Source organism: Streptosporangium sp. NBC_01639, assembly GCF_045209755.1.
GTDB lineage: Bacteria > Actinomycetota > Actinomycetes > Streptosporangiales > Streptosporangiaceae > Streptosporangium.
The window spans coordinates 1567402-1589946 of the sequence record NZ_CP109272.1 but is presented as its reverse complement, the minus strand read 5'-3'; the positions used below and the strand labels follow the sequence as shown (position 1 = coordinate 1589946).

The window sequence follows — 22545 nt, the reverse complement described above, 5'->3', positions numbered from 1 at the left end:
CGGATGATCAGCCATAAACATCCGGGTGGAAAATTTTACCCCTGGAGGGCCTCCGCCCTGCTGACCTTCAGGCCCAGGGAGGCGAACTGCTCGAACGGGCGGTGGTAGCCCCGCTCGATGTGGTGCACCCCGCGCAACGTGGAGGTGCCCTCCGCCGCGGCGGCGGCGAGCACGGCGGAGAACCCGGCCCGGATGTCGGGCAGCGTCACGTCGGCGCCGCGCAGCTTGGACACGCCCCGCACGACCGCCGAGTGCTTGGCGTTGGTGTCGTGGTAGCGGCACGCGGGGCCGCCGAGGCACACGTCGAAGACCTCGATCTCGCAGCCCATCTTCTGCAGGGCGGGCACATAGACCAGGCGGTTCTCGAACACCGTCTCGTGCAGCACCGACATGCCCTGAGCCTGGGTGAACAGCACCATCAGCGGGGTCTGCCAGTCGGTCATGAACCCCGGATGCGTGTCGGTCTGCACCGCCGCCGCCCGCAGCCCGTCCGGTGCCGACGCCGACACGTAGTCGTCGGTGATGTCCATCTCGGCGCCCATCCGGGCGAGTGTGGTGATCGCGGTGACCAGCCGGTCCTGGGGGCAGCCGTGCACCCGGACCTCGCCGCCGGTGATCAGCCCGGCCGCCAGGTAGGAGAACGCCTCGATCCGGTCGCCGTTGAGCCAGGTGGAGGCGCCGCGCAGCCGTTCCACGCCCTCGATCACGATGCGCCGGTCCGGGCTGAGCTCGATGCGCGCGCCCATGCGCTGCAGGAACAGGGCGAGCTCCACCACCTCGGGCTCCATGGCCGCGCCCTTGAGCACGGTCTTGCCCTCGGCGAGCACCGCCGACATCAGGATCGTCTCGGTCGCGCCGACGCTCGGGTAAGGCAGCTCGATCCGGGTCCCGCGCAGGCGCTTGGCCCTGGCGTAGACGCCGGTGTCGCTCACCTCGACCTCGGCCCCCATGGCGCGCAGCGCCTCGACGTGGAAGTCGACGGGCCGCCGGCCGATCGGGTCGCCGCCCACCAGCGGCACGAACGCCTCGCCCGCCAGGTGCAGCAGCGGACCCAGCATCAGGATGGGGATCCGGTTGAGACCGGTGAACGCGGCGGGCACGTGCGGGTTGATCTGCGGCCCCTGGGCGATCCTGATCTCCCGGGGCGTGATCTCCACGTCGATGCCGAGGGCCCGCAGCATCTGCGCGGTGATCCCGACCTCGCCCACGTCGGGGGCGTTGTGAATCGTGCTCTCGCCGACGCCCAGCATCGCGGCGACCATGTGCTTGGAGACGCCGTTCTTGGACCCGCGGACCTCGACGTCGCCGCGCAGCGGCCCGGACGGTTCGATCAACCATACCTCTTCGTTCACCAGGACAGACTAACGGGATTCGGTCAGAGTCTCGGGGAGCACAGGCCGAGAGGTCGGTAACATCGGGCACATCAGTACACAGGGTGGGGGGACACATTGCGGCACGCGCGCGACTTCGCCGTCACAGTGCTGGTGCTCGGCCTGCTGGGCGTGGGCGCCGGTCTCCTGTGGTCCCTTCTCGCGCCACGCCCGCCGTACGTCGTGACCGAGCGGGGACCCCTGCTCGCCGATCCCTCCACCCAGGCGCTCATCGCGGCCGACGGCTGGTTCGCGGTCGTCACCGGCGCGCTCGGGCTGGCCTGCGGGGCCATCGGCTACGGCCTGTCGCGCAGCGGCCGCCCGCTCGCGGTGGTGCTCGGCCTGGCCGCGGGCGGCCTGCTCGGCGGCTACCTCACGCTGGTGGTCGGCCAGGCGGCCAATCTGGGGGCGGGCAGCGTCACCGCCGCCGGGGCGGCGGTGTCCCTGATCCCCGGCCCGCTGGGCCTGACCGCCCCAGGGGTGATGTGCGCCTGGCCGCTGCTGGCCGTCGGCGTGTTCTTCGGGCTGGAGGGCGTCGCGGGATACCGTGACTCGCCGCTGCGACGCCCGTTCGGCGGGCAGGACCCCTACGGGCCGGTGTCCTCCTACGACATCAGCGGCAGGTGACGCCCGCGGGCGGGTGCGGCCTTCCCGTCCGATGGGCCTCCCGGGGCCGGCTCCGGTGCCGGGTGCGGCGGGTCGTACGAGGTCAGAGGGCCGGTCTGCGCGCGCCGTGCCCGGTCGCCCGCTCGAACGCGTGGGCCAGCCGCAGCACCCCCAGGTCGGCGAAGGGCGGTCCGACGATCTGCACGCCCACCGGCAGCCCGCCGGTGGTGAACCCGCACGGCACGGACGCCGCGGGGGCGTGCAGCACGCTGATCCAGTAGGCCGAGCGCATCCACGCCAGATAGTCCGGCAACTCCTGCCCGTCGATCTCCGAGACGTACGGCGCGTCCACCGGGAACGGCGGCACCTGGCTGACCGGCGCGATCAGGAAGTCGTAGGTGCCGAAGAAGCCGGTCATCCGCCGGTAGAGGCCGCTGCGCAGCCGCTCGGCCCTGGCCAGGTCCGCCCCGGTCACCGCGCGCCCCCGCTCGACGTTCCAGCGGACGTTCTCTCCCAGGGCGTCCTGGGGCAGGTCGCCGAAGGACAGGGCGTAGTACCACGCCCGGTAGATCCGGAACGCGTCCTCGGCGTCCGACAGGTCCAGCTCCACCTGCTCCACCCGCGCCCCCAGGCCGGTGAGCACCGCGGGGGCCCCGGCGGTGACCCGCGCCGTCTCCGCGTCGACCGGCAGGCCGCCCAGGTCCGGGCTCCAGGCGATGCGCAGTCCGGTCAGGTCGAGCTCCAGCGGTCCGGTGAAGACCGTGCCGCTCTCGGTGATCGACAGGGGGGAGGCGGCGTCGAACCCGGCGATCACGCTCATCAGCAGCGCCAGGTCCGCCACGGTGCGGGCCATCGGGCCCGGCACGCCGAGGGTGAACCACGCCGCCGTCGGTGAGGGGGCCGGCACCCGGCCGGGTGTCGGCCGCAGCCCCACCACGTTGCAGAACGAGGCCGGGTTGCGCAGTGAGCCGCCCATGTCGGAGCCGTCGGCCAGGGCCGTCATCCCGGTCGCCAGCGCCGCCGCGGCGCCGCCGCTGCTGCCGCCCGCCGACTTCGACAGGTCGTAGGGGTTGCGGGTGGCGCCGAACAGCTTGTTCACGGTGTGCGAGCCGGTGCCGAACTCCGGGGTGTTGGTCTTGCCGATCGTGATCGCCCCGGCTTCGCGCATCCGCCGCACGATGGGGGAGTCGGTGTCGGGGACGTGGTCGGCGAAGAGCGGCGAGCCGTACGTGGTGCGGATCCCGGCGGTGTCGGTCAGGTCCTTGTGCGCGACCGGCAGGCCGTGCAGCGGCCCGTGCGGGCGCCCCCTCGCCAGATCCCGGTCGGCCTCCGCGGCCTCCTGCCGGGCGCGGTCGGCGGCCAGGGTGACGATCGCGTTGACCCGCGGATTGACCTCCTCGATCCGGTCCAGGTGCGCCTGGAGCAGTTCGGTCGCGCTCACCTGCCTGGTGCGCAGCAGTTCGAGCATCGTGGTGGCGGTCAGATAGTGCATGTGCTCTCCCCGGTCGGGTGCGGCCTGCGCCGAGTCTCGCCGAAGGGGGCCCGGTGCCGCGTCGTCAACCTTTGACGACACGGGCGCCGGGGCCTAACCGGCTCTGCCGATGGGGGCGGTGACCGCCTGCGTCAGCCGTACCAGCTCGGCGGGGGCGGTCTCGATCTGCAGGCCGCGCCGTCCGGCCGAGAAGTAGATCGTCGCGAAGTCCAGTGCCGAGGCGTCGACCACGGTCGGCAGCCGCTTGCGCTGCCCCAGCGGGCTGATCCCGCCCACCACGTAACCGGTGACCCGTTCGACCTTGGCCGCGTCGGCCATCGCCGCCCGCTTGCTGCCCAGTGCCGCCGCGAACGCCTTCAGGTCCAGTTTGCCCGACACCGGCACCACGGCGACGGCCAGCCCGCTCTCCACCTCGGCCACGAGCGTCTTGAAGATCTGCCCGTACGGCACGCCGAGCGCGTCGGCGGCCTCCTCACCGTAGGCCTGGGCGGCGGCGTCGTGCTCGTAGGGGTGAAGGGTGAAGTCGGCGGCGGCCTGGGTCAGTGCCACCGTGGCCGGGGTGCCCTGTCCACCCTTGTTCCTGCTCTTGCTCATCGGAGAACCTTAACCGCTGAATAAAATCTACATTGTAAAGGCCGTGTCCGGATGGCGGACAGAACAGGACCGGGTGCCGGACCTACGTAGACTAGATAGGTGATTTCCCGTACCGACCTGCGCGGAACCCTCCCAGAGGACCTGCGCGACGTGCTGCCCCGTGCCGAGCTCGACGTCGAAGCCGCCCTGGAGAAGGTGCGGCTGATCTGCGAGGACGTGCATCATCGTGGCGTCGAGGCCGTGCGGGAGCTGACCGCGAGGTTCGACGGCGTCGAGCTCGCCTCCACCCGCGTGCCCGCCGAGGCGGTCACCGAGGCGCTGGAGAAGCTCGACCCCAGGGTCCGGGCGGCCCTGGAGGAGTCGATCCGCCGCGCCCGCCTGGTCCACCGCGACCAGCGGCGCACCGACGTCACCACCCAGGTCGTGCCCGGCGGCACCGTCACCGAGCGGTGGGTCCCCGTCGATCGGGTGGGGCTCTACGTCCCCGGTGGCCGGGCGGTCTATCCCTCCAGCGTGGTGATGAACGTCGTCCCGGCGCAGGAGGCGGGGGTGCCGTCTTTGGCGGTGACGTCGCCGGCGCAGAAGGAGTTCGGCGGGTTGCCGCACCCGGCGATCCTGGCCGCGTGCGCTCTGCTCGGGGTGGACGAGGTCTACGCCGTCGGGGGTGCCCAGGCGGTGGCGATGTTCGCCTATGGCACCGAGGAGTGCGCGCGGGCCACCATGGTCACCGGGCCCGGCAACATCTGGGTGGCCGCCGCCAAGCGGTTGCTCAAGGGGCGGATCGGCATCGACTCCGAGGCGGGGCCCACCGAGATCGCGATTCTCGCCGACGCGTCGGCCGATCCGGTGCATGTGGCCGCTGATCTGATCAGTCAGGCCGAGCACGACACGATCGCCGCGGCGGTCCTGGTCACCGATTCGGTGGAGTTGGCTGAGGCGGTGGAGCGTGAGCTGCCCCGCCAGGTCGGTGCCACCAAGCACGGTGAGCGCATCACCGAGGCGCTGTCGGGGCGGCAGTCGGCGATTTTGCTGGTCGATGACATGGAGGCGGGGCTGCGGGTCGTCGATGCTTATGCGGCCGAGCATCTGGAGATCCACACCGTTGACGCGCCTGCGTTGGCGGCCCGGGTCCGCAACGCTGGGGCGATCTTCGTTGGCACGTATGCGCCGGTGTCGCTCGGTGACTATCTCGCCGGGTCCAATCATGTGTTGCCCACCGGTGGTTGTGCCTGTCATTCCTCGGGGTTGTCGGTGCAGAGTTTCCTGCGCGGCATCCATGTCGTGGACTACACCCGTGAGGCCCTCGCCGGCGCGGCCGGGCATGTGTGTGTGCTCGCCGATGCCGAGGATCTGCCCGCGCACGGTGCGGCGGTCCGTGCGCGGTTCGACTGGGAGGTGCCTTCGTGAGGGTCTGCGGGTCCGTGGTGACACCGTGTCCGTTGCGGCTGGGAGGCGTTTCCCCGAGGGGCGTCCGGGCCGTGTCCGTCCGTGTGAGGTTCGATGGGGAGACGTCCGCGTGAAGCTTGAGGATCTGCCGATCCGGGATGATCTGCGGGGGCGGTCGCCGTACGGTGCTCCCCAGATCGATGTCCCGGTCCGGCTCAACACCAATGAGAACCCGTATGGGCCTTCGGCGTCGCTGGTCACCGATCTGGCGGAGGCGGTGCGGCGTGGTGCGGTGGGGCTCAACCGTTATCCCGATCGTGATGCCGTCGCTCTCCGTGGTGAGCTGGCCGATTATCTGGGTCATGGCCTGGGGGTCGAGCAGGTCTGGGCGGCTAATGGGTCCAATGAGGTGCTTCAGCAGATTTTGCAGGCTTTCGGGGGGCATGGTCGTACGGCGCTCGGGTTCGAGCCGTCGTATTCGATGCATCCGATCATCACTACGGGTGCCTCGACTGAGTGGATCTCCGGGGCGCGTGAGGAAGATTTCGGGATTGATCCGGATAAGGCTGTTGCCGCGATCGGTGAGCACCAGCCGGATGTGGTCTTTCTGACGTCGCCCAACAATCCGACCGGTACGGCGCTCGATCCGGCGGTGATCGCTCGGATCGTCGCGGCGGCGCCGGGCATGGTCGTCGTGGACGAGGCCTATTTCGAGTTCGCGCGGGCCGGCACGCCGTCGGCGTTGAGCCTGTTGCCGGACAATCCCCGGTTGATCGTCACGCGGACCATGTCGAAGGCGTTCGCGATGGCGGGCACCCGGCTTGGTTATCTGGCCGCTCATCCGGCGGTGATCGAGGCGTTGCTCCTGGTCCGGCTGCCGTATCACCTGTCGACGCTGACCCAGACGGCGGCGCGGGTGGCGCTGAGTCACCGGGCCGAGTTGCTCGGTGCGGTCGACGCGTTGCGGGCGGAGCGGGACGCCACGGTGGAGTGGTTGCGCGGCAGGGGGTTGGCGGCCGCCGACTCCGATGCGAACTTCGTGTTGTTCGGGCGCTTCGAGGATCGGCATGCGGTCTGGCGGGGCATGCTGGAGCGCGGAGTGTTGATCCGTGAGGTGGGGCCGCCGGAGTGGCTGAGGGTTTCGATCGGAACGACCGAGGAGATGGCGGCCTTCCGGGCCGCTTTGGAGGGGGTCTTGTGAGCAGCGTCGGCGGAGCCGGGTCGGCCAGGCGTTTCGGCCGGGTGGAGCGGGTCACGAAGGAGACCTCGGTGCTGGTGGAGGTCGATCTCGACGGGAGCGGGCACGTGGAGGTGTCCACCGGTGTCGGGTTCTACGACCACATGCTGAACCAGCTCGGTAAGCACGGTCTGTTCGATCTGACCGTCAAGACCGAGGGTGATCTGCACATCGACTCCCATCACACGATCGAGGACACCTCGCTCGCGTTGGGGGCGGCGTTCCGTGAGGCGCTGGGTGACAAGTCGGGTGTGCGGAGGTTCGGTAGCGCGTCGTGTCCGTTGGATGAGGCTCTCGCGCAGGTGACGGTTGATCTGTCCGGTCGGCCGTATCTCGTGCATGCCGAGCCTGAGGGTATGGCGCCGATGATCGGTGCGGAGTACGACACGACGATGACCAGGCACATTCTGGAGTCGTTCGTCGCCCAGGCGGCTATCTGCCTGCATGTGCGGGTGCCTTATGGGCGTAATGCCCATCACATCGTCGAGGCCCAGTTCAAGGCGCTGGCCCGGGCGTTGCGGGAGGCCTCCGAGCTTGATCCTCGGGCGAGCGGGGTGCCGAGCACCAAGGGTGTGCTGTGAGTGGGCGGATCCGTCCGGCGGGGGAGGGCCGGTGAGTGATAACTGGTCGGCCACGGCGATGGCCTTCATCGCTCTTTTCCTGGTCGGCGGGATCGTCTCCTTTTTCAAGCAGGGACTGAAGAAGGGCGCGCTGTTGCTGGCCGTCCTGGCGGTCATGGCGACTACCGCGGCGGTGCTCTGGTGGTGAAGGTAACGGTTCTCGACTACGGGTCGGGCAATCTCCGTTCGGCTGAGCGGGCGCTGGCCCGGGTCGGGGCGGAGGTCACGGTGACGTCCGACTACGAGGCGGCGATGGAGGCCGACGGTCTCGTCGTTCCGGGTGTCGGTGCGTTCGCGGCCTGTATGGCCGGGCTGCGTGCCGTGCGCGGTGACCGCATCATCGATCGGCGTCTGTCGGCCGGGCGGCCGGTTCTGGGGATCTGTGTCGGTATGCAGATCCTGTTCGAGACGGGTGTCGAGCACGGCGTCACGTCCGAGGGGTGTGGTGAGTGGCCGGGGACGGTGGAGCGGCTTGAGGCGCCGGTCCTGCCGCACATGGGCTGGAACACGGTCGAGGCGCCGGAGGGCACGGTGCTGTTCGACGGTATGGATCGTGACACGCGTTTCTATTTCGTCCATTCCTACGGGGTGCGGAGCTGGGGGTTGCAGGCCGGGCCGGGGTTCGCCGATCCGCTGGTCACCTGGGCCGAGCATGGTGTCCCGTTCGTGGCGGCGGTGGAGAACGGTCCGTTGACGGCCACGCAGTTCCACCCGGAGAAGTCGGGTGACGCCGGGGCGCAGTTGCTCACCAACTGGCTGGGGACCGTCAAGTGAGTCCGCCGGCCGGTTCTTCGGCGGGTGGTCGCCGGACGGGTTGCCGGTGGGTCGTCGGTGAGTAAGGAGCGGGCCAGGCGCAGGGCCGAGCGGGAGGCCGAGCAGGCGCGTCAGGCGGCTCTGCGGGCCGAGCGTGAGGTCAGGTCGGCCCGGCGGCGTGAGCGGGTGGGGCGGATCACCGCGTTGCTGCCCGGCAGGCCGGTGCGGATCGCGGTTCAGGGCGGCATCATGGCCCGTCGCCGGCGTGCGCAGAACGGTCTGGTGGCCGTGCTGTTCTTCATTGTTCAGGTGATCGCCTGGTTGTTGTGGTCCTCGTGGGCCGCGCGACTGGGGGTTTTTGTGCTTTCGGTGCTTTTCGTGCCGCTTTTTGTCACTCTTGTTTTCGACCGGAGGTCCTGATCAGATGTCGCTAGAGTTGCTGCCCGCCGTGGACGTCGCCGACGGCCAGGCGGTCCGCCTGGTTCAGGGTGCGGCGGGCACCGAGACCTCCTACGGCGACCCGCTGTCGGCCGCGTTGGCCTGGCAGGAGGCCGGTGCGGAGTGGATCCATCTGGTGGATCTCGACGCGGCTTTCGGCCGGGGTTCCAATCGGGATCTGCTGGCCTCCGTCGTGGCCGCGCTCGATGTCAAGGTGGAGATGTCGGGTGGTATCCGTGATGACGCGTCGTTGGAGCTGGCGCTGGCGACGGGTTGCCGGCGGGTGAACATCGGTACCGCGGCGTTGGAGAATCCCGCCTGGTGCTCCAAGATCATCGCTGAGTACGGTGACCGGGTCGCGATCGGTCTCGATGTCCGCGGCACCACGCTCGCGGCCCGGGGCTGGACGAAGGAGGGCGGTGACCTGTGGGAGGTGCTGGAGCGTCTGGAGGCCGATGGTTGCGCCCGTTATGTGGTCACCGACGTCACCAAGGACGGTACGCTGCGCGGTCCCAATCTCGAGCTGCTCCGTGAGGTCTGTTCCCGTACCGATCGGCCGGTGGTCGCCAGCGGGGGGGTGTCGTCCCTGGACGATCTGCGGGCGCTGGCGGAGCTGGTCCCGCTCGGGGTGGAGGGTGCGATCGTCGGCAAGGCCCTGTACGCGCAGGCTTTCACCCTTGAAGAGGCGCTGGCCGCAGTGAGTTCGTAGGGTGCGTCATTTGGGGGGGAACGCGGTGGCTCACTGCTCGGGCGCCCGGGTGTTCAGCGGTGGTGTCTGGGAGGAGCGGTACGGCTATGCCCGTGCGGTGGTGGCGGGTCCGTGGGTGCTGGTCTCGGGGTGCACCGCCACCGTCGAGGGTGAGGTGCAGCATGTCGGCGACGCCTACCGGCAGGCGTTGACCGCCTTCGGTATCGCGCTGGACGCGGTGGAGAAGGCGGGGCTGTCCCGCCGCGACGTGGTCCGGGTCCGTTACTTCGTGGTCGACGACGCCCATTACGACGAGGTCGGCCGGGCGCACGCCGAGCTGTTCGGTGACGTCCGTCCGGTGTGCACCGGGGTGCGGGTGGCGGGTCTGATCGATCCGCGCATGCTTGTCGAGGCCGAGGTCGAGGCATACCGTGAGTGAGGGAGCTGTGAAGAGATGAGTGTCGCGGTACGAGTGATCCCCTGCCTGGACGTGGATGCCGGGCGGGTCGTCAAGGGTGTCAACTTCGAGAATCTCCGCGATGCGGGGGATCCGGTCGAGCTGGCCCGGCGTTATGACGCCGAGGGGGCGGACGAGCTGACGTTTCTCGACATCACGGCCTCCAGTTCCGACCGGTCGACGATGTATGACGTGGTGCGGCGGACGGCCGAGCAGGTGTTCATTCCGCTGACCGTCGGCGGGGGGGTGCGTGCGGTCGAGGATGTGGACCGGCTGTTGCGCGCGGGGGCGGACAAGGTGGGGTTGAACACCGCGGCGATCGCCCGGCCGGAGTTGCTGACCGAGGCGTCGCAGCGCTATGGCGCGCAGTGCATCGTGTTGTCGGTGGACGCCCGCCGGGTGGTCGACGGTCCGGCGACGCCGTCCGGGTTCGAGGTGACGACTCATGGGGGCCGCCGGGGTACGGGCATCGACGCGGTGGAGTGGGCCCGCCGGGGTGAGGAGCTGGGGGTGGGGGAGATCCTGCTCAACTCCATGGACGGTGACGGCACCCGGCACGGTTATGACCTGGAGATGATCCGGGCGGTCCGGGCGGCCGTGTCGGTTCCGGTGATCGCCAGTGGCGGGGCGGGGGAGCTGGAGGATTTCCCGCCTGCGGTGGAGGCGGGTGCGGACGCGGTGCTGGCGGCGTCGGTGTTCCACTTCGGGCAGTTGCGGATCGGCGAGGTGAAGGACGCGCTGCGCGCGGCGGGGCATCCGGTGCGCTGACTCCGTGTCGGGCGGTCTCGCGGTGCGGGGGCCGGCAGCCGTGTCAGGCGGTCTCGCGGACGGCCGCTTCCTTTTCGGGCCGTCCGGCGGGCCCTGTCGCCGTTGCAGGGCCCGCCGGGTGACGGGCGCCTGTCACCCGGTCAGGTGGACGGGCGCCCGTCATCGGGTCAGGCGCGGAAGGCGTCGGCGTGTTCGGCGGCCCACTGGGCGAAGGTGCGTGCGGGGCGGCCGGTGACCTGTTCGATGGTGGAATTGACGATGTTGGGTTCCTCCGGCACGTTGCCGAAGACGTTGATGAGGAAGTCGATCAGTTCTTCCGGCTGGCCTTCGGCCGCCATCTTCTCGCGTGCCTGCGCTTCGGTGAGTTCGACGAACTCGATGGTGCGGCCGATCGTCTCGCCGATGATGCGGACCTTGTCGCGGGTGGTCAGTCTCTCGGGGCCGGTCAGGCCGTAGGTCCTGCCCGCGTGGCCGTCCTCCGTCAGCGCCTTGGCGGCGACGGCCGCGATGTCGGCCTCGTGGACCATGGCGGTGGTGGCGTCGCCGAAGGGCTCGCGTACCACTCCCGCGCGGACGGCCTCGGTCCAGTGCAGGGCGTTGGACATGAACTCCGTCGGCTGGAGGAAGGTCCAGTCCAGGTCGCCGGCCCTGACGGCCGGTTCCAGTGTCCCCTCGTCCCAGCCGCCCAGGACGGTGGCCTTGCGCACGCCGGCCTTGACGGCAGACTCGACGATCTCCGGGCCGTTGCGGAGTGGTCCGTATCCGTCTCCGCCGAAGGTGATCAGGTGGATCCCGGTGACGCCGTCCAGGGCGGGCAGGAGGCTGTCGGTCGCGGTGAGGTCGCCGGCCACGATCTCCACTTCGGCGGGGAGGTCCGCTCTGGAGGGGTCGCGGGTGAGGGCGCGTACCCGCCGGCCGGCCTGGAGGAGTTCGTCGACCATGTGGCGGCCGACGGTCCCGGTCGCTCCGGTTACAAGGATCGTCATGGGGGTCTCCTCTGTCTGTTGGGCTCTGAGGAAGACGCTATTGACCGGAGCGGCCAGTTTTTGTCCTCAATTGGAGGAATCTGCGGGGTCGCTCCGGACTCCCTGCCTCAAGATCACTGGAGGGGCGCCGACGCGGGTCGACGTCCCGTCTCCGCAGCCGGGTTCGGCGCGTGGGTCGTGGCGTCGAAACCGTCCTCGGTCTTGCCGGGTGACCGTCATGCCGAGGTTCGTGCCCGCCGGTTGTGGAAGAGGCCGTATCCGACCGTCCAGCAGCCGCCCACCACGGCCGCGACCACCCAGACCCAGCCCCATCTGTCGTCGAGGAGCTCGCCGGCGATCCAGAGCGCGGCCAGCGGCGTCACGAGCACCAGCTGCTGGCCGAGCGTGAGGTGCCGCGGCGCGATCCCGGACCGGCTGACCCGCCGGTTGTAGACGCGCTCGGTCACCACGTAGCCCGCTATCACCACTGCTATGGCCAGCAGCGCCAGCTCGGGGGCGATGGCGTCGCTCTGGAACAGCATGACGCCGGCCACCAGCAGGCCGACGGCGGGGAAGAACCAGGCGGGGATCGGGCTGTATCCGGCGGCGCGGGCCTGCTGGGCCGTCTCCAGCGCGGCGGCGGCCTCGGCCGGGGAGGGGCGCTGGAAGCTCTCGTTTGTTTCCATACCAGAAACAGTCACCCAGACTTTCCAAGTTGTCAACACTTGACTTTCCATCGCGGAAACCGAGATGATCGTGATCACCAAGACGGGTCGGGTGAGGCCCCGGGAAGGCCCGGCCGCGCCCGCTGCGGGCGGCACCCGGCACGCCCGTCGCTTTCGGCTCCATGCCGCGCGGCGCGGTCCCGTACGCCTTGGCGGTGATGCGATCGCGGCGCGGTGTACGGGCCGCAGGCGACCGGCGCACGCTGGAGGCCGTGGAACGGGCGCTGCGCGGCCTGGCGCCGCCGCGTGAGCCGGAGCCGGTGGCGGCCTGGTGACGACCATCGGCTGCGCCGCCACCGCGCCTGTGGCGCCCGGGTCACGGGCGCCACAGGCGCGTCGGCGGCCGTCTGGGCGCGGTAGGAGACTAGCGTGCCCACCCGGGGCCGAGGTACGCGCCGCCGGTGGCGTCGAGCACGTTGCCGGTGATCCAGCGGGCGTCGTCGGAGGCGAGGAATGCGACGGCGTCGGCGATGTCGGCCGGCCGGCCGATCCTGCCGAGCGCGGTCAGATCCGTCAGGACGGCCCGGAACTCGGGGTTGTGCAGGGTGTCGGTCACCTCGGTGTCGGTGCTGCCGGGGCTCACCGTGTTCACCGTGATGCCGCGTTCGCCGAGCGCGTTCGCCAGCGTCCGGCTCATGACCTCCAGGGCGCCCTTGGTCATCGCGTAGGCGATCTGGCCGGGCAGGGCGACCCGCGTGGCGAGCGAGGAGATGTTGACGATGCGCCCGCCGTCGGGCATCAGCGGCAGTGTCGCCTGGATGAGGAACAGCGGCGCCTTCACGTTGATCGCGAAGACCTCGTCGAACTGGCCAGGGGTCAGCCGATCGATCGACCCGGCCCGCACCGTGTCCTGGTTTCCGCAGGCCGCGTTGTTGACCAGGATGTCCAGCGGCCGCCCGTGCAGGCCCGTGGTCAGGCCGGTGAGCAACGTTCGAACGTCGCCGTCCGTGCCGAATTCCGCCTGGACCGGGAAAGCCTCGCCACCGGCCTGTTCGATCGTGGCCACTGTCTCCTTGGCCGCGTCGGCGTTGCGGCTGTAGTGCACCGCCACCAGCGCGCCGTCTGCGGCCAGCCGCTGGGCGATGGCTCGGCCCATTCCCCGTGAAGCGCCGGTCACCAGCGCGGTCTTGCCTTTCAGGCCCGTCATGTCGTTCTCCTGTCAGTGATAGGCGATGACCGGAGACTGGCAGGGGCCGCTCACCACGCACTCACCACCCGTACACCGGCCCTTCACCGTCCACCGGCGTCGAACGCGGCCACCGCGGCCAGAGCCTCAGCCGAGGCGGCGGCAGCGGGACGATCTCCGTACGCGCGCGCGGTGGCGAGGGCCTGCCGGTAGTGGAAGCGGGCCTGACCGGCGTCCTGTTCAGCCTCCGCGACCCGGCCTAGGCCGGTGAGAATCCGCCAGCGCGTCTGCGCGGCGCCCATCGATGCCCGGCTGCAGTCTCGCAGCGCCCGGTCGTACAGCTCGCGGGCGGCCGGCAGATCGCCGTGCAGGCGCGCGACGTCCGCGAGCCCGCGCTGGGCGCCGGCCTGGGTCTCGGGCGTGCCGGCGCGGCGGGCGAACTCGATGGCGCGCTCGTACTCCGCGCGTGCGGCGGGCAGCCGGCCGGCGTCGGCCAGCCCGTCGGCGTTCCTGACGAGCAGCCTGGTCAGGTCCTCCACCGCGCCCAGCCGTCCCGCCAGGTCGATGGCCTCCGCCATCAGTGCGGCGAACCCCGTCTCGTCCGCGAGCCCGGCCATCTGCTCCAGGGCGGTGAGGACTCCCCAGCGGTCCCCGATCCCGCGAAACCCCTCCAGCGCGGCGCGGAACGCCCGCTCGGCGGTGTCCCGCTCGCCGTCGAGGAGGCTCTTGACCCCTGATTCCAGGCGGGTGAACGCGTGAGACCACGGATCGGCGGGGACCTCCCCGCCCGCGCGGTGGGGGCCGTTCACCATGAACCGCAGGACGTGCAGGAACGGGTAGCGGAGACGCCGATCGGCAAGGTGCTCCAGATGATCGCGCAGTCGCTGGTCGTGCACGTTGTCGGCGGCCGCGGCGTGCGCCAGGCACAGCGTGTACTCCTCTTCGAGGCCGGCGGGCGGCTCGTCGCCGATCGTCAGGAGCAGGCCGGCGGCCACCGCGGCTCGCTCGCCGGGCAGTCCCCGCAACTGCCCCTGCCACGCCAGGGCGGCGAGCAGGCGGAGCCCGAGCGTGGGGTCGGCGTGCGCCGCCCAGCGGAGCGCCGCGTGGAAGTTGCCGCGTTCGGCGTCGAGGCGGGCCAGCCACTCCAGCTGGTCAGGGTCGCGCAGGTGCGGCTCGGCGGCCTGGGCCAATTCGAGGAAGTACGCCGCGTGGGCCGCTCTCACCTGTTCCCGCTCGCCGTCGGCGGCCAGCCGCTCGGCGCAGAACTCATGGACGGTCTCCAGCATGCGGTACCGGCCCTCGCCGGCCTCCACCAGGGACTTGTCGACGAGGTCGGCGAGCAGTTCGACGACCTCGCCCTCGGACGGCCCGCAGACCCGGGCGGCCGCATGGAGCGGCGCGCCGCCGCTGAAGACCGTCAGCCGCGCGGCCAGCGCCTGTTCGGGGCGGCTCAGCAGGTCCCAGCTCCACCCGATGACCGAGCGGAGCGTCCGGTGCCGGGGCGCCGCCGAACGATCGCCACGCGACAGGAGCCGGAACCGGTCGTCCAGCCGGGCCTCGACCTCCTCCAGCGTCAGCGACCGCATCCGCGCGGCCGCGAGCTCGATCGCCAGCGGCAGTCCGTCGAGCGCCCGGCAGACCCGCAGCACCGCGTCGACGTTGGCGTCGTCGATCAGGAAACCGGGCCGCACGGCTGCGGCCCGATCGGCGAACAGCCGCACCGCCGGATGGCCGAGCGCCTCCGGGCCGCCGCCCTCCAGGGGCAGCGGCGGGACCGGGTGCAGCGTCTCCCCGGTGATGCCCAGCCTCTCCCTGCTGGTGACCAGGATCCGCAGGTCCCGGCAGGCCGCCAGCAGCCGGCGGGCGAGCACGGAGACCTCGGCGGCGACGTGCTCGCAGTTGTCCAGGACGAGCAGCACCCGCCGATCGGCCAGCCCCGCGACCAGCCGTTCCACGGGGTCGATCGGCCCGGACAGCGCAGGCACCAGCCCGGCCTCGCGCAGGCCCAGCGCGTTGATCAGGACCTGCGGGGCTGCCGTACCGTCGGCGAGCGGGGCCAGGTCGACGAAGCGGACCTCATCCTGCTCCCGCCCGGCGGCCTCGACCGCCAGCCGGGTCTTGCCGACCCCGCCCGGCCCGGTGAGCGTGACCAGGCGTCGCTCGCCGAGCAGCGTGCGGACGCGTTCGAGGTCGCCGTCGCGCCCCACGAAACTGGTGAACTGGGCCGGAACGCCGTCGCCCGCCGCCTCGGCGGGCGAGGGCCCGGCGCGCAGCACCGCCAGGTGCACACCACCGAGCTCAGGGGAGGGATCGACACCGAGCTCGGTGGCCAGCGTCCGCCGCGCGTCTTCGAACACCTGGAGCGCCTCGGCCTGCCGGCCGCTGCCGTACAGGGCCCGCATGAGCTGTGCGCGCAGCCGTTCCCGCAGCGGATGCGCCGCCACGATCTCCGGCAGCTCCGCCGCCAGGTCGCGGTGCTCACCGTGCGCCAACCGCGCCTCGACCATGTCTTCGAGTACGGTGACCCGCAACTCCTCCAGCCTGGCGGCCGGCTCCCCGGCGAAGGGCGCGTCGATGACGTCGGCCAGCGCCGGCCCCCGCCACAGTCCCAGGGCCTCGCCCAGGAGCCGGGCGGCGCCACCGTGATCTCCGGCGGCGAGCACGTGCCGCCCTTCGCCGGCGAGCCGCTCGAATCGGTGCGCGTCGACGTCGTCGGGCTCGACGAGCAGCCGGTATCCGGCGGGACCGAACTGGAGCAGATCCTCTGTTTCGCCCGCAACCCCGAGCCGGCGACGCAGCCGGGACACCTGGGACTGCAGGGCGTGTGCCGCACCGCTCGGCGCCTGCGGGCCGTACAGGCCCTCGACGAGCCGCCGCACGCCCACCGTCCGGCCCGCGTTCAGCAGCAGCACCGCCAGCAGCGCACGCAGCCGCGGTCCGCCGACGGCGACCGTCTCGCCGTCGGCGGACCACATCCCCAAGGCACCCAGGACACCGAATCGCACGGCAGGCAGGATAGTCAGAAGCCGGTGAGGGCGGGCACGGCGGCGCCCACCGTCTGCACCGTTGCGGTCATACGGCGCATGGCGTGGCGGGTCCGGAGTCCACGGCGGGTGTTCAGAAGACGCGGAAGTGGTGGAACAGTTCGTAGGCGGTGTCCTGGACGGCGAAGGCCCGGGCCTCGGAGCGTTTGACGGCCAGGTAGGCGGAGCCGCGCAGGGGGCCCAGGGCGTCCATGAGGACGTCGTCGGCCTCCAGCGCGTCGAGAGCCTCGTCCAGGGTGGTCGGGAGGCGGGGGACGCGTCCTTCGGGGAGGGTGGCGGGGTCGACGTTGACGGGCTCGCCGGGGTCGAGTCCGCGGCGGATGCCGTCGAGGCCGGCGTGCAGGACGGCGCCGAGGGAAAGGTAGGGGTTGGCCGAGGAGTCGGAGGGTTTGAACTCCAGGTTGGCCGAGGCTTCGGTGTCCTGCCCGGTGGGGGAGCAGATCCGTACCGCGGCCTCGCGGTTGTCCATGCCGTAGCAGGCGTAGGCGCTCGACCACATGCTCGGTGCCAGCCGGCGGAAGCTGTTGACCGAGCCGCAGGTCAGTGCGGTGAGCGCCGGGAGGTGGGCGATCAGGCCGCCGATGAAGCGGTAGGCGGTGGCCGACAGGCCGTAGCGGTCGGCGGGGTCGCTGAAGGCGTTGACCCGTAGTTCGGGGTCCCACAGGGACAGGTGCAGGTGGGCGCCGTTGCCCGCCTGGCCGGCGAGGGGTTTGGGGGCCAGGGAGGCCCACAGGGACATGCCGAGGGCGACGCCGCGGACGGTCTCGCGGTAGAGGACCTGGTTATCGGCGGCGCGCATGGCGGTGGCGTGGCGGATGGAGAGTTCCTGCTGGCCGTGGCCGAGTTCGGGGTGGTAGTGCTCGACCTGCAGGCCCTGGATCTCCATGGCGTGGACCAGGCGCATCGTGTAGTCGTGGGCCTCATCGAAGCCGGTGGTGGAGTAGCAGAGGCTGTCGTCGACCGGGATCAGCCGGTCCAGGCCGCCCCCCGGGTCGGCTGTCCGGCGGCCGAGGGTGAACTCGGGTTCGTAGGCGGCGACGGCGACGTGGCCCTCGGCGGCCAGGGTGGCGATCGCCTCGCGCAGGAAGGTGCGTGGGCAGCCGGGCCAGGGGGAGCCGTCGATCTGGCGCAGGTCCGACAGCATGGCGGCGGCGCCGGGGGCGTAGGGGAGGGGGACGAAGGTGGTCGGGTCGGGGACGAGGCGGACCTCGCCGACCGGGCCGAGGTGTTCGACGTTCTGGAGCTGGTCGAGCATGTTCATCGCCATCATGGCCACGGTGTGCCCGACGCCGGTGGTGAAGCGTTCGGGCAGCCGGGAGCGTGAGACGGCCTTGCCCCGGATCACTCCGCCGTGGTCGGCGTAGAGGAAACGGATCAGCTCGATGTGCTCGGTCTCGGCGTGTTCGATGGCACGCAGGGCCACCGGGCCGAGCAGATGGACTCCGATGCCGCTGTGACGATCTCCCATGCTCTCTGCGTAACACGTCTGTGCGGGCAGGCAAAGCACATCAGGGAGTGGCTCGGTCTACTGGAGGGTGCGCGCTCCCGCGTGGATCGGACGGGAGCGCCGGGAGAGGGTCGGCAACATGAGTCAGGGGCGGAGCAAACCTCCGCCGGCGGTCAGCTCAGCACACGTGTGAAGAACAGGGCCAGTTGGTCCGCTCCCCTCACGATCCCGTCGAAGACTCCGGTCACCGCGTCCGCCGCCTGGGCGGGTTTGGTGAACAGATAAAAGGCCACGAACGCCACCGCTACGTAGGTAGCGACCTTTTTGACCTGCATGGGGGCCTCCTGCGGTTCCAGTCCCAGCCTTACATACCCGGATTTTAAGGACCTCTGGCATCTTCGGCCCGGGTGGCTCCCGGATTTTGTTGATCATACCTGTCCGGCCGGGGCGAGCCATGGCCAGATCGCTGGATTGGCATGAGTCCCCCTACGCCATCGTGCGGTGGGAAGGGGCACATGTCCAACCCTTACTGCCATATGTACCGGTAGGGGTAGGCCCGGGGCTCCGGCGAGGGGCGACACGGAGGTCGCCGCCGTCGGCCGGTGGACGGCTCCGGCGCCGTGAAGCCCGGGATCCGGCGTCGTCAGCCGCCTGAACGCCTACTCGCCGACCGGCCGGCGCCTCCCGCAGGATGCGCCGGCCGGAGACACGCACGGCGCGACTTCGGGCACCCCACTTCGGGCACCCGGAACCGGGGCGGCGGATGGCAGCCGCCCCGGTCCGGCTCGTCAGCGCAGGCTGAAGGCCCGCGTCACAGTGTGCTTGAGCCGGTTGCCCGCCTCGTCCCATGCCTCGGCCTTCAGGCTGACCGCTCCCTTGGTCGCGGCGAGCGCCGGGTACTTCGTGGTGGCACGGTAGGTGCCGTCGTGCTGCCGTTTCACCTCGACGGGCCGCCAGGTGGCGCCGTCGTCGGTGCTCGCCCACAGCTTGAGCCCGGCGATCTTCGGCATCTTGCCCCCTGACGGGGCGTGGTAGGGCTCGACGGTGAAGGTGTGGGACCTGCCGGCCGCCACGGTGTTGTCCATTCTCAGCTCACGGCCCAGGTCGTAGCCGACGAACACGGCCTGCGTGGGCCCGCACTCCTTGGCGGCGCCCTGGATGATCTGGCCGATGCAGATGAAGCCGGGCTGCGGCGTGCCCTTGACGGGCCGGGAGGCGAAGGTCCACTCGGCCTCCTCCCCCTCCTTCTTCGCGGTGAGCCGGTAGGCGCCCGGCCCCTGAGGGATGGTGAAGGCGGGCGCGTTCTTCAGCGACGGGTCGAGCGGAGCCTTCGGGAGTTCCACGTCGTCCCGGTAGAACTTCACCTCATAGGCCGGGTTGAGCATGCCCAGGTTCCAGAACCCGTTGCTGAAGTCCCTGTCCTCCAGCACCCCGTTCGTGACGCCGATCTCGGCCCACAGCACGTCGCCCTCCACGCAGATGGCGCAGCGCAGGGTCGTGCCCTGCTGGGTTCCCGGCGCCGCCTTCGGGTCGGGGATCGACAGCGCCTTCGCCGGGGCCGACGCGGCGCCGAGCGTGGACGGCGTGGCGAACCACTGCTGACTGGTGCGCGTCGGCCGGTCGAACGCCTCGGTCCGGTACCGGGTCTCGTAGGTGGTCGTCTCGTCGAGGCTCAGCGCGGTCATGCCGTGCAGGTGCGTGACCTTGGGATCGAGCGGGCCGACCCACTCCGACCGGCTGCGGGGCCCGGTGAAGGCCACCGCGCCCCACTCGGACACCGACGTCGCCTCCATGAACAGGTCGTCCTGCTTCCAGAGGTAGCGGAAGTCCTGGAAGCCGGCCGGCTGGGAGGAGTGCACGTCCAGGTCCACCTGGGCCAGGTTCCTCGCACCGAGGTCGTAGCGCATCGAGGCGGGGACCCTGCCCTCCACGTACGGCTTGAGCACGTAGGTGTAGGGAGTCTCGGGGGTCCCGGTCACCCTGACGGTGACCGGCCCGGCCGCGAGGCGTCCGCGCAGGTCCATGGCCTCCTGGTAGGACACCGAGACGTTGCTGACGCCCACCGGCTTGGGGTCGCCGGTGAGCGGCTTCTGGATGATGTCCAGCGGGATCGTGCAGTTCGTGCCCTTCGCAGGGAAGTCAACGATGCCGGCGGCGCCGGCGTCTCTGATCGGGCCGACCCGCTCGACCTGCAGGCCGCAGACCGGGCCGATCCCCCCCTCGTCTCGGTCGGCCTCCACCAGTGCCAGCTTGCCGCGCAGGTCCTTCCCTGCGAGGTCCTCGGGCCGGCCCAGACCGACGTCGACGACCTGCAGGTCCTGCGTTCCGGTGAACGGCACGAAGCCGGGGTGGAAGCTCTGCTGGTCGAGGCGCTCGTGCTGCGGCGTCGCCGGGTGCAGCGTGGTCCGCTTGCGCCCGGTCACGCTCATGGCCACCTCGGCCTGCCCCAGCGTCCATGCGGTCGCGAACCTGAACGCGCCCTTGGTGACCTTCTCGGTCGGCAGCACCCACATCTTGTCCCACGGCTTAGCCGGCGCCGACCCCGCCCAGGTCTCGCCGCCGGCGGTGGTCCGCTGGAAGAAGCCGTAAGAGTTGCTGTTCAGCGGCTCGGCCGGCTTGGGGGTGTCGAAGCGCAGCTGCGAGGCTTTCCTGACGTCGAGCGTGATCTCCGTGTCGCTCTCGACGGCGACCTGCGGGTTCATCAGCCAGGCGGTGTTGTTCCTGTCGTCGCCGTCGGACCAGGAGGCGAGCTGGGTCACGCTCACCGTCCCCTCGGGGACGCGGACGGCGACGGTGCCCTCGCCGACGAGCGCCTGGTCGCCGAGGAGGCCCAGGTTCCCGTCCACGTCGATGGCGTACTGGGTGCTCGGGTTGAGCGGCTTGCCGTCCCTGCCGATCGTGTGCACGGTGAGTGTGTGCATGGGGGCCTCGCGCACGGCGCCCACGGGCGTGGTCAGCCGCACGTCGCCGGCCTGCGCGATGACCGTCCCGGTGAAGCGGCCGATCTCCAGGCCGGCGGGGTCCAGCGTGACGGTGGTCGTGGCCGTGCCGGACGCGGGGACGGTCAGTGAGGACTCCGTCGTCAGCGCGCCCTCGATCGCCGGCCCACGCATGTCGCGCAGCGCGCCGGTCAGCGTGAGCGTGACCGGTTCCGAGCCCAGGTTGGTGTAGCTGATCTTCCGTTCGAGCTTCGCGCCCGGATCGCTCACCGAGGCGAAGTCGGCGGCCGGGGTGGTGGCGAAGACCGTCTGCCGATGCGCGCGGGCCAGGTCGACCCGGCCCGCGCCCTGCTCGTAGACGGCGAGCGCGTCGTCCTTGGCCGTCGACATCAGGGCCGTCTTGATCAGCGGCCCCTTCCAGTCGGGGTGCTGCTGGGCCATGATCGCCGCGGCCCCGGCCACGTGCGGGGTGGCCATCGAGGTGCCGTTCGCCTTGGTGTAGTACTCGTCGACCGGGGCGCCCATCGAGGTACCGGCCGCGCGGCCGGCCGTGATGTCGACGCCGGGGGCGGCGATGTCGGGCTTCAGCGCCATGTCGCCGAAGCGCGGGCCCTGGCTGGAGAAGCCGGCCAGTCGGTCGCTCTTGTCGACGGCGGCCACGGTGAGGGCCGCGTCGGCCGCGCCGGGGGCATCGACCGATCCGACCTTGCCGGCGTTGCCGGCGGCGACGACGAACAGCGCGCCGTTGGCGGCGGTCAGCTCGTTGACGGCCTGGCTCACCGGGTCGGTGCCGTCGGTGACCCCGCCTCCGAGGCTCATGCTGATCACCTTGGCGCCGCTGGCGGCCGCCCACTCCATGCCGTCGATGAGCCAGGAGTCCTGGCCGCTGCCGCCGTTGCTGAGCACCTTGCCGACCAGGAGGTCCGCGCCGGGCGCGACGCCCTTGTTCTTCCCGCCTGATGCGGCTCCGCTGCCCGCGATCGTGGTGGCCACGTGGGTGCCGTGTCCCATGAGGTCCTGCACGGCCTCGTCCGGCACGAACGACCGGGAGCCGGCGATCTTCCCCTTCAGGTCGGGGTGGCCGGCGTCGACACCGGTGTCCAGCACCGCGACCTTGACGCCGGCGCCGTCGTGGCCGCCCGCCCATGCCTCGGGCGCGCCGATCATCGGGACGCTCTCCGCGAGGTCCATCTTGATCTTGCCGTCGAGCCAGATCTTGGAGATCCCGCCGGCGAGCCTGGCCGCGCCAGGGGTGAAGGAGCCGCGGACGGCCTGCCAGAATGTGCCGGACTCGCCCTTGGTCACCTCGACCGCGGCCCCGTGGACGCTCTCCAGGGTGTGCGTGGGCACGCTGGCCGGGATGGCGTCGGCCGTGCTCTTGAGCGAGGCGGCGGCGGGCGCGCCCTGGTACTGCACGATGACCGGGACCTGCGCGGTCGCGTCGTCGGTGTAGCCGTTCTCGGCCAGGTACTTCACGTTGAACAGCCGGCGGTCGAGCTTGCCCGCGTCGATGGCGGGCATCGCGTCGCTCGGCAGGACGTAGAGGCCGTCGGGGCCGCTCAGCGTGGCGAGCGTGGGCAGGTCGCCGTCCGGTCGCGGGACGGGCTCGGTGTCGACGGCGTACCTGCCGGCGCCCATGTCGGTGAGCCTGACCTTGTCTCCGGTGATCAGGGTGACGGCGTGGACGCCGGCACCCAGGCCGGACAACGGGACGGACGGCGGGACGGACGGCGGGGCGGACGGCGGGACGGCGGCCGCGGCCGGTTCCGGCTCGGCCTGGGCGGCCGGCGGGGGAAGCGCCGCGAGGAGCGCGAGCGCGGTCGCGGCGGCGTACAGGGACTTCTTCACAGGCACAGGGGGGACTGCCTTTCCGCAGGGGTGATGCTCATA

Annotated in this window: 20 protein-coding genes; 10 read left to right on the top strand and 10 right to left on the bottom strand. The window is 71.1% G+C overall.

Annotated features, from left to right (window positions below; translation table 11 throughout):
• Positions 1–35: 35 nt before the first annotated feature.
• Positions 36–1352, bottom strand: coding sequence for a UDP-N-acetylglucosamine 1-carboxyvinyltransferase (gene murA, locus OHA77_RS07000; protein ID WP_406316926.1), 1317 nt, complete (start codon positions 1350–1352; stop codon positions 36–38).
• Between the two features lie 96 nt (positions 1353–1448).
• Here murA and OHA77_RS06995 point away from each other — a divergent pair, with 96 nt between their 5' ends.
• Positions 1449–1997 (top strand): hypothetical protein, encoded by a 549-nt coding sequence (locus OHA77_RS06995; protein ID WP_406316924.1) that lies wholly within the window; start codon positions 1449–1451, stop codon positions 1995–1997.
• Between the two features lie 82 nt (positions 1998–2079).
• Here the strand turns inward: OHA77_RS06995 and OHA77_RS06990 are convergent, their stop codons facing one another.
• Both OHA77_RS06990 and ybaK read right to left on the bottom strand, forming a co-directional pair.
• Complete coding sequence (locus OHA77_RS06990) at positions 2080–3468, bottom strand: amidase (protein ID WP_406316923.1); 1389 nt, start codon at positions 3466–3468, stop codon at positions 2080–2082.
• A 93-nt stretch (positions 3469–3561) separates the two neighbouring features.
• A complete protein-coding gene (gene ybaK, locus OHA77_RS06985) occupies positions 3562–4062 on the bottom strand; it encodes a Cys-tRNA(Pro) deacylase (RefSeq protein ID WP_406316921.1) in 501 nt (166 codons plus the stop codon).
• 99 nt (positions 4063–4161) lie between these two features.
• Here ybaK and hisD point away from each other — a divergent pair, with 99 nt between their 5' ends.
• The 9 genes from hisD to hisF all read left to right on the top strand — a co-directional run bounded on the left by hisD (position 4162) and on the right by hisF (position 10409).
• Entirely contained in the window at positions 4162–5469 is a 1308-nt protein-coding gene (hisD, locus tag OHA77_RS06980; RefSeq protein ID WP_326821481.1) for a histidinol dehydrogenase, read from the top strand.
• 109 nt (positions 5470–5578) lie between these two features.
• Positions 5579–6649: a histidinol-phosphate transaminase gene (locus tag OHA77_RS06975; protein WP_326821482.1), complete on the top strand. Its 1071-nt coding sequence runs from the start codon at positions 5579–5581 to the stop codon at positions 6647–6649.
• The gene (hisB, locus tag OHA77_RS06970) at positions 6646–7266 is read left to right on the top strand and encodes an imidazoleglycerol-phosphate dehydratase HisB (RefSeq protein ID WP_326821483.1); all 621 of its coding nucleotides are present in this window, start codon (positions 6646–6648) and stop codon (positions 7264–7266) included. Before OHA77_RS06975 ends, hisB begins: the two co-directional genes overlap by 4 nt.
• 31 nt (positions 7267–7297) lie before the next feature.
• Positions 7298–7453: a hypothetical protein gene (locus tag OHA77_RS06965; protein WP_326821484.1), complete on the top strand. Its 156-nt coding sequence runs from the start codon at positions 7298–7300 to the stop codon at positions 7451–7453.
• The gene (gene hisH, locus OHA77_RS06960; RefSeq protein ID WP_326827054.1) at positions 7444–8079 is read left to right on the top strand and encodes an imidazole glycerol phosphate synthase subunit HisH; all 636 of its coding nucleotides are present in this window, start codon (positions 7444–7446) and stop codon (positions 8077–8079) included. The genes OHA77_RS06965 and hisH overlap by 10 nt, the downstream gene beginning before the upstream one ends.
• A 57-nt stretch (positions 8080–8136) precedes the next feature.
• Positions 8137–8478 carry a hypothetical protein gene (locus tag OHA77_RS06955; protein WP_326821485.1) on the top strand — a complete coding sequence of 114 codons (342 nt, stop codon included), beginning with the start codon at positions 8137–8139 and terminating at the stop codon, positions 8476–8478.
• Between the two features lie 4 nt (positions 8479–8482).
• Complete coding sequence (priA, locus tag OHA77_RS06950; RefSeq protein WP_326821486.1) at positions 8483–9205, top strand: bifunctional 1-(5-phosphoribosyl)-5-((5-phosphoribosylamino)methylideneamino)imidazole-4-carboxamide isomerase/phosphoribosylanthranilate isomerase PriA; 723 nt, start codon at positions 8483–8485, stop codon at positions 9203–9205.
• A 10-nt stretch (positions 9206–9215) separates the two neighbouring features.
• Positions 9216–9623, top strand: coding sequence for a RidA family protein (locus OHA77_RS06945; protein ID WP_406316920.1), 408 nt, complete (start codon positions 9216–9218; stop codon positions 9621–9623).
• 15 nt (positions 9624–9638) lie between these two features.
• Positions 9639–10409 carry an imidazole glycerol phosphate synthase subunit HisF gene (gene hisF / locus OHA77_RS06940; protein WP_326821488.1) on the top strand — a complete coding sequence of 257 codons (771 nt, stop codon included), beginning with the start codon at positions 9639–9641 and terminating at the stop codon, positions 10407–10409.
• Between the two features lie 167 nt (positions 10410–10576).
• Here the strand turns inward: hisF and OHA77_RS06935 are convergent, their stop codons facing one another.
• The 7 genes from OHA77_RS06935 to OHA77_RS06905 form a co-directional block, all read right to left on the bottom strand.
• A complete protein-coding gene (locus OHA77_RS06935; protein WP_406316919.1) occupies positions 10577–11395 on the bottom strand; it encodes an NAD(P)H-binding protein in 819 nt (272 codons plus the stop codon).
• Between the two features lie 215 nt (positions 11396–11610).
• On the bottom strand, positions 11611–12060 hold the full coding sequence (locus tag OHA77_RS06930) for a hypothetical protein (protein ID WP_406316918.1): 450 nt from the start codon (positions 12058–12060) through the stop codon (positions 11611–11613).
• 403 nt (positions 12061–12463) lie between these two features.
• The gene (locus OHA77_RS06925) at positions 12464–13246 is read right to left on the bottom strand and encodes an SDR family NAD(P)-dependent oxidoreductase (protein ID WP_406316917.1); all 783 of its coding nucleotides are present in this window, start codon (positions 13244–13246) and stop codon (positions 12464–12466) included.
• An 83-nt stretch (positions 13247–13329) separates the two neighbouring features.
• The gene (locus OHA77_RS06920) at positions 13330–16230 is read right to left on the bottom strand and encodes a BTAD domain-containing putative transcriptional regulator (protein WP_406316916.1); all 2901 of its coding nucleotides are present in this window, start codon (positions 16228–16230) and stop codon (positions 13330–13332) included.
• Positions 16231–16342: 112 nt separating this feature from the next.
• Entirely contained in the window at positions 16343–17737 is a 1395-nt protein-coding gene (locus OHA77_RS06915; protein WP_406316915.1) for a glutamine synthetase family protein, read from the bottom strand.
• Between the two features lie 152 nt (positions 17738–17889).
• Positions 17890–18051 carry a hypothetical protein gene (locus OHA77_RS06910; protein ID WP_012889618.1) on the bottom strand — a complete coding sequence of 54 codons (162 nt, stop codon included), beginning with the start codon at positions 18049–18051 and terminating at the stop codon, positions 17890–17892.
• Between the two features lie 453 nt (positions 18052–18504).
• Positions 18505–22503 carry a S8 family peptidase gene (locus tag OHA77_RS06905; RefSeq protein ID WP_406316914.1) on the bottom strand — a complete coding sequence of 1333 codons (3999 nt, stop codon included), beginning with the start codon at positions 22501–22503 and terminating at the stop codon, positions 18505–18507.
• Positions 22504–22545: the final 42 nt, after the last annotated feature.

Coding starts and splice junctions, on each gene's coding strand:
- OHA77_RS06990 (WP_406316923.1), bottom strand. CDS start 3,468: ATGCACTATCTGACCGCCACCACGATGCTCGAACTGCTGCGCACCAGG.
- ybaK (WP_406316921.1), bottom strand. CDS start 4,062: ATGAGCAAGAGCAGGAACAAGGGTGGACAGGGCACCCCGGCCACGGTG.
- priA (WP_326821486.1), top strand. CDS start 8,483: ATGTCGCTAGAGTTGCTGCCCGCCGTGGACGTCGCCGACGGCCAGGCG.
- hisF (WP_326821488.1), top strand. CDS start 9,639: ATGAGTGTCGCGGTACGAGTGATCCCCTGCCTGGACGTGGATGCCGGG.
- OHA77_RS06935 (WP_406316919.1), bottom strand. CDS start 11,395: ATGACGATCCTTGTAACCGGAGCGACCGGGACCGTCGGCCGCCACATG.
- OHA77_RS06930 (WP_406316918.1), bottom strand. CDS start 12,060: ATGGAAACAAACGAGAGCTTCCAGCGCCCCTCCCCGGCCGAGGCCGCC.
- OHA77_RS06925 (WP_406316917.1), bottom strand. CDS start 13,246: ATGACGGGCCTGAAAGGCAAGACCGCGCTGGTGACCGGCGCTTCACGG.
- OHA77_RS06915 (WP_406316915.1), bottom strand. CDS start 17,737: ATGGGAGATCGTCACAGCGGCATCGGAGTCCATCTGCTCGGCCCGGTG.
- OHA77_RS06910 (WP_012889618.1), bottom strand. CDS start 18,051: ATGCAGGTCAAAAAGGTCGCTACCTACGTAGCGGTGGCGTTCGTGGCC.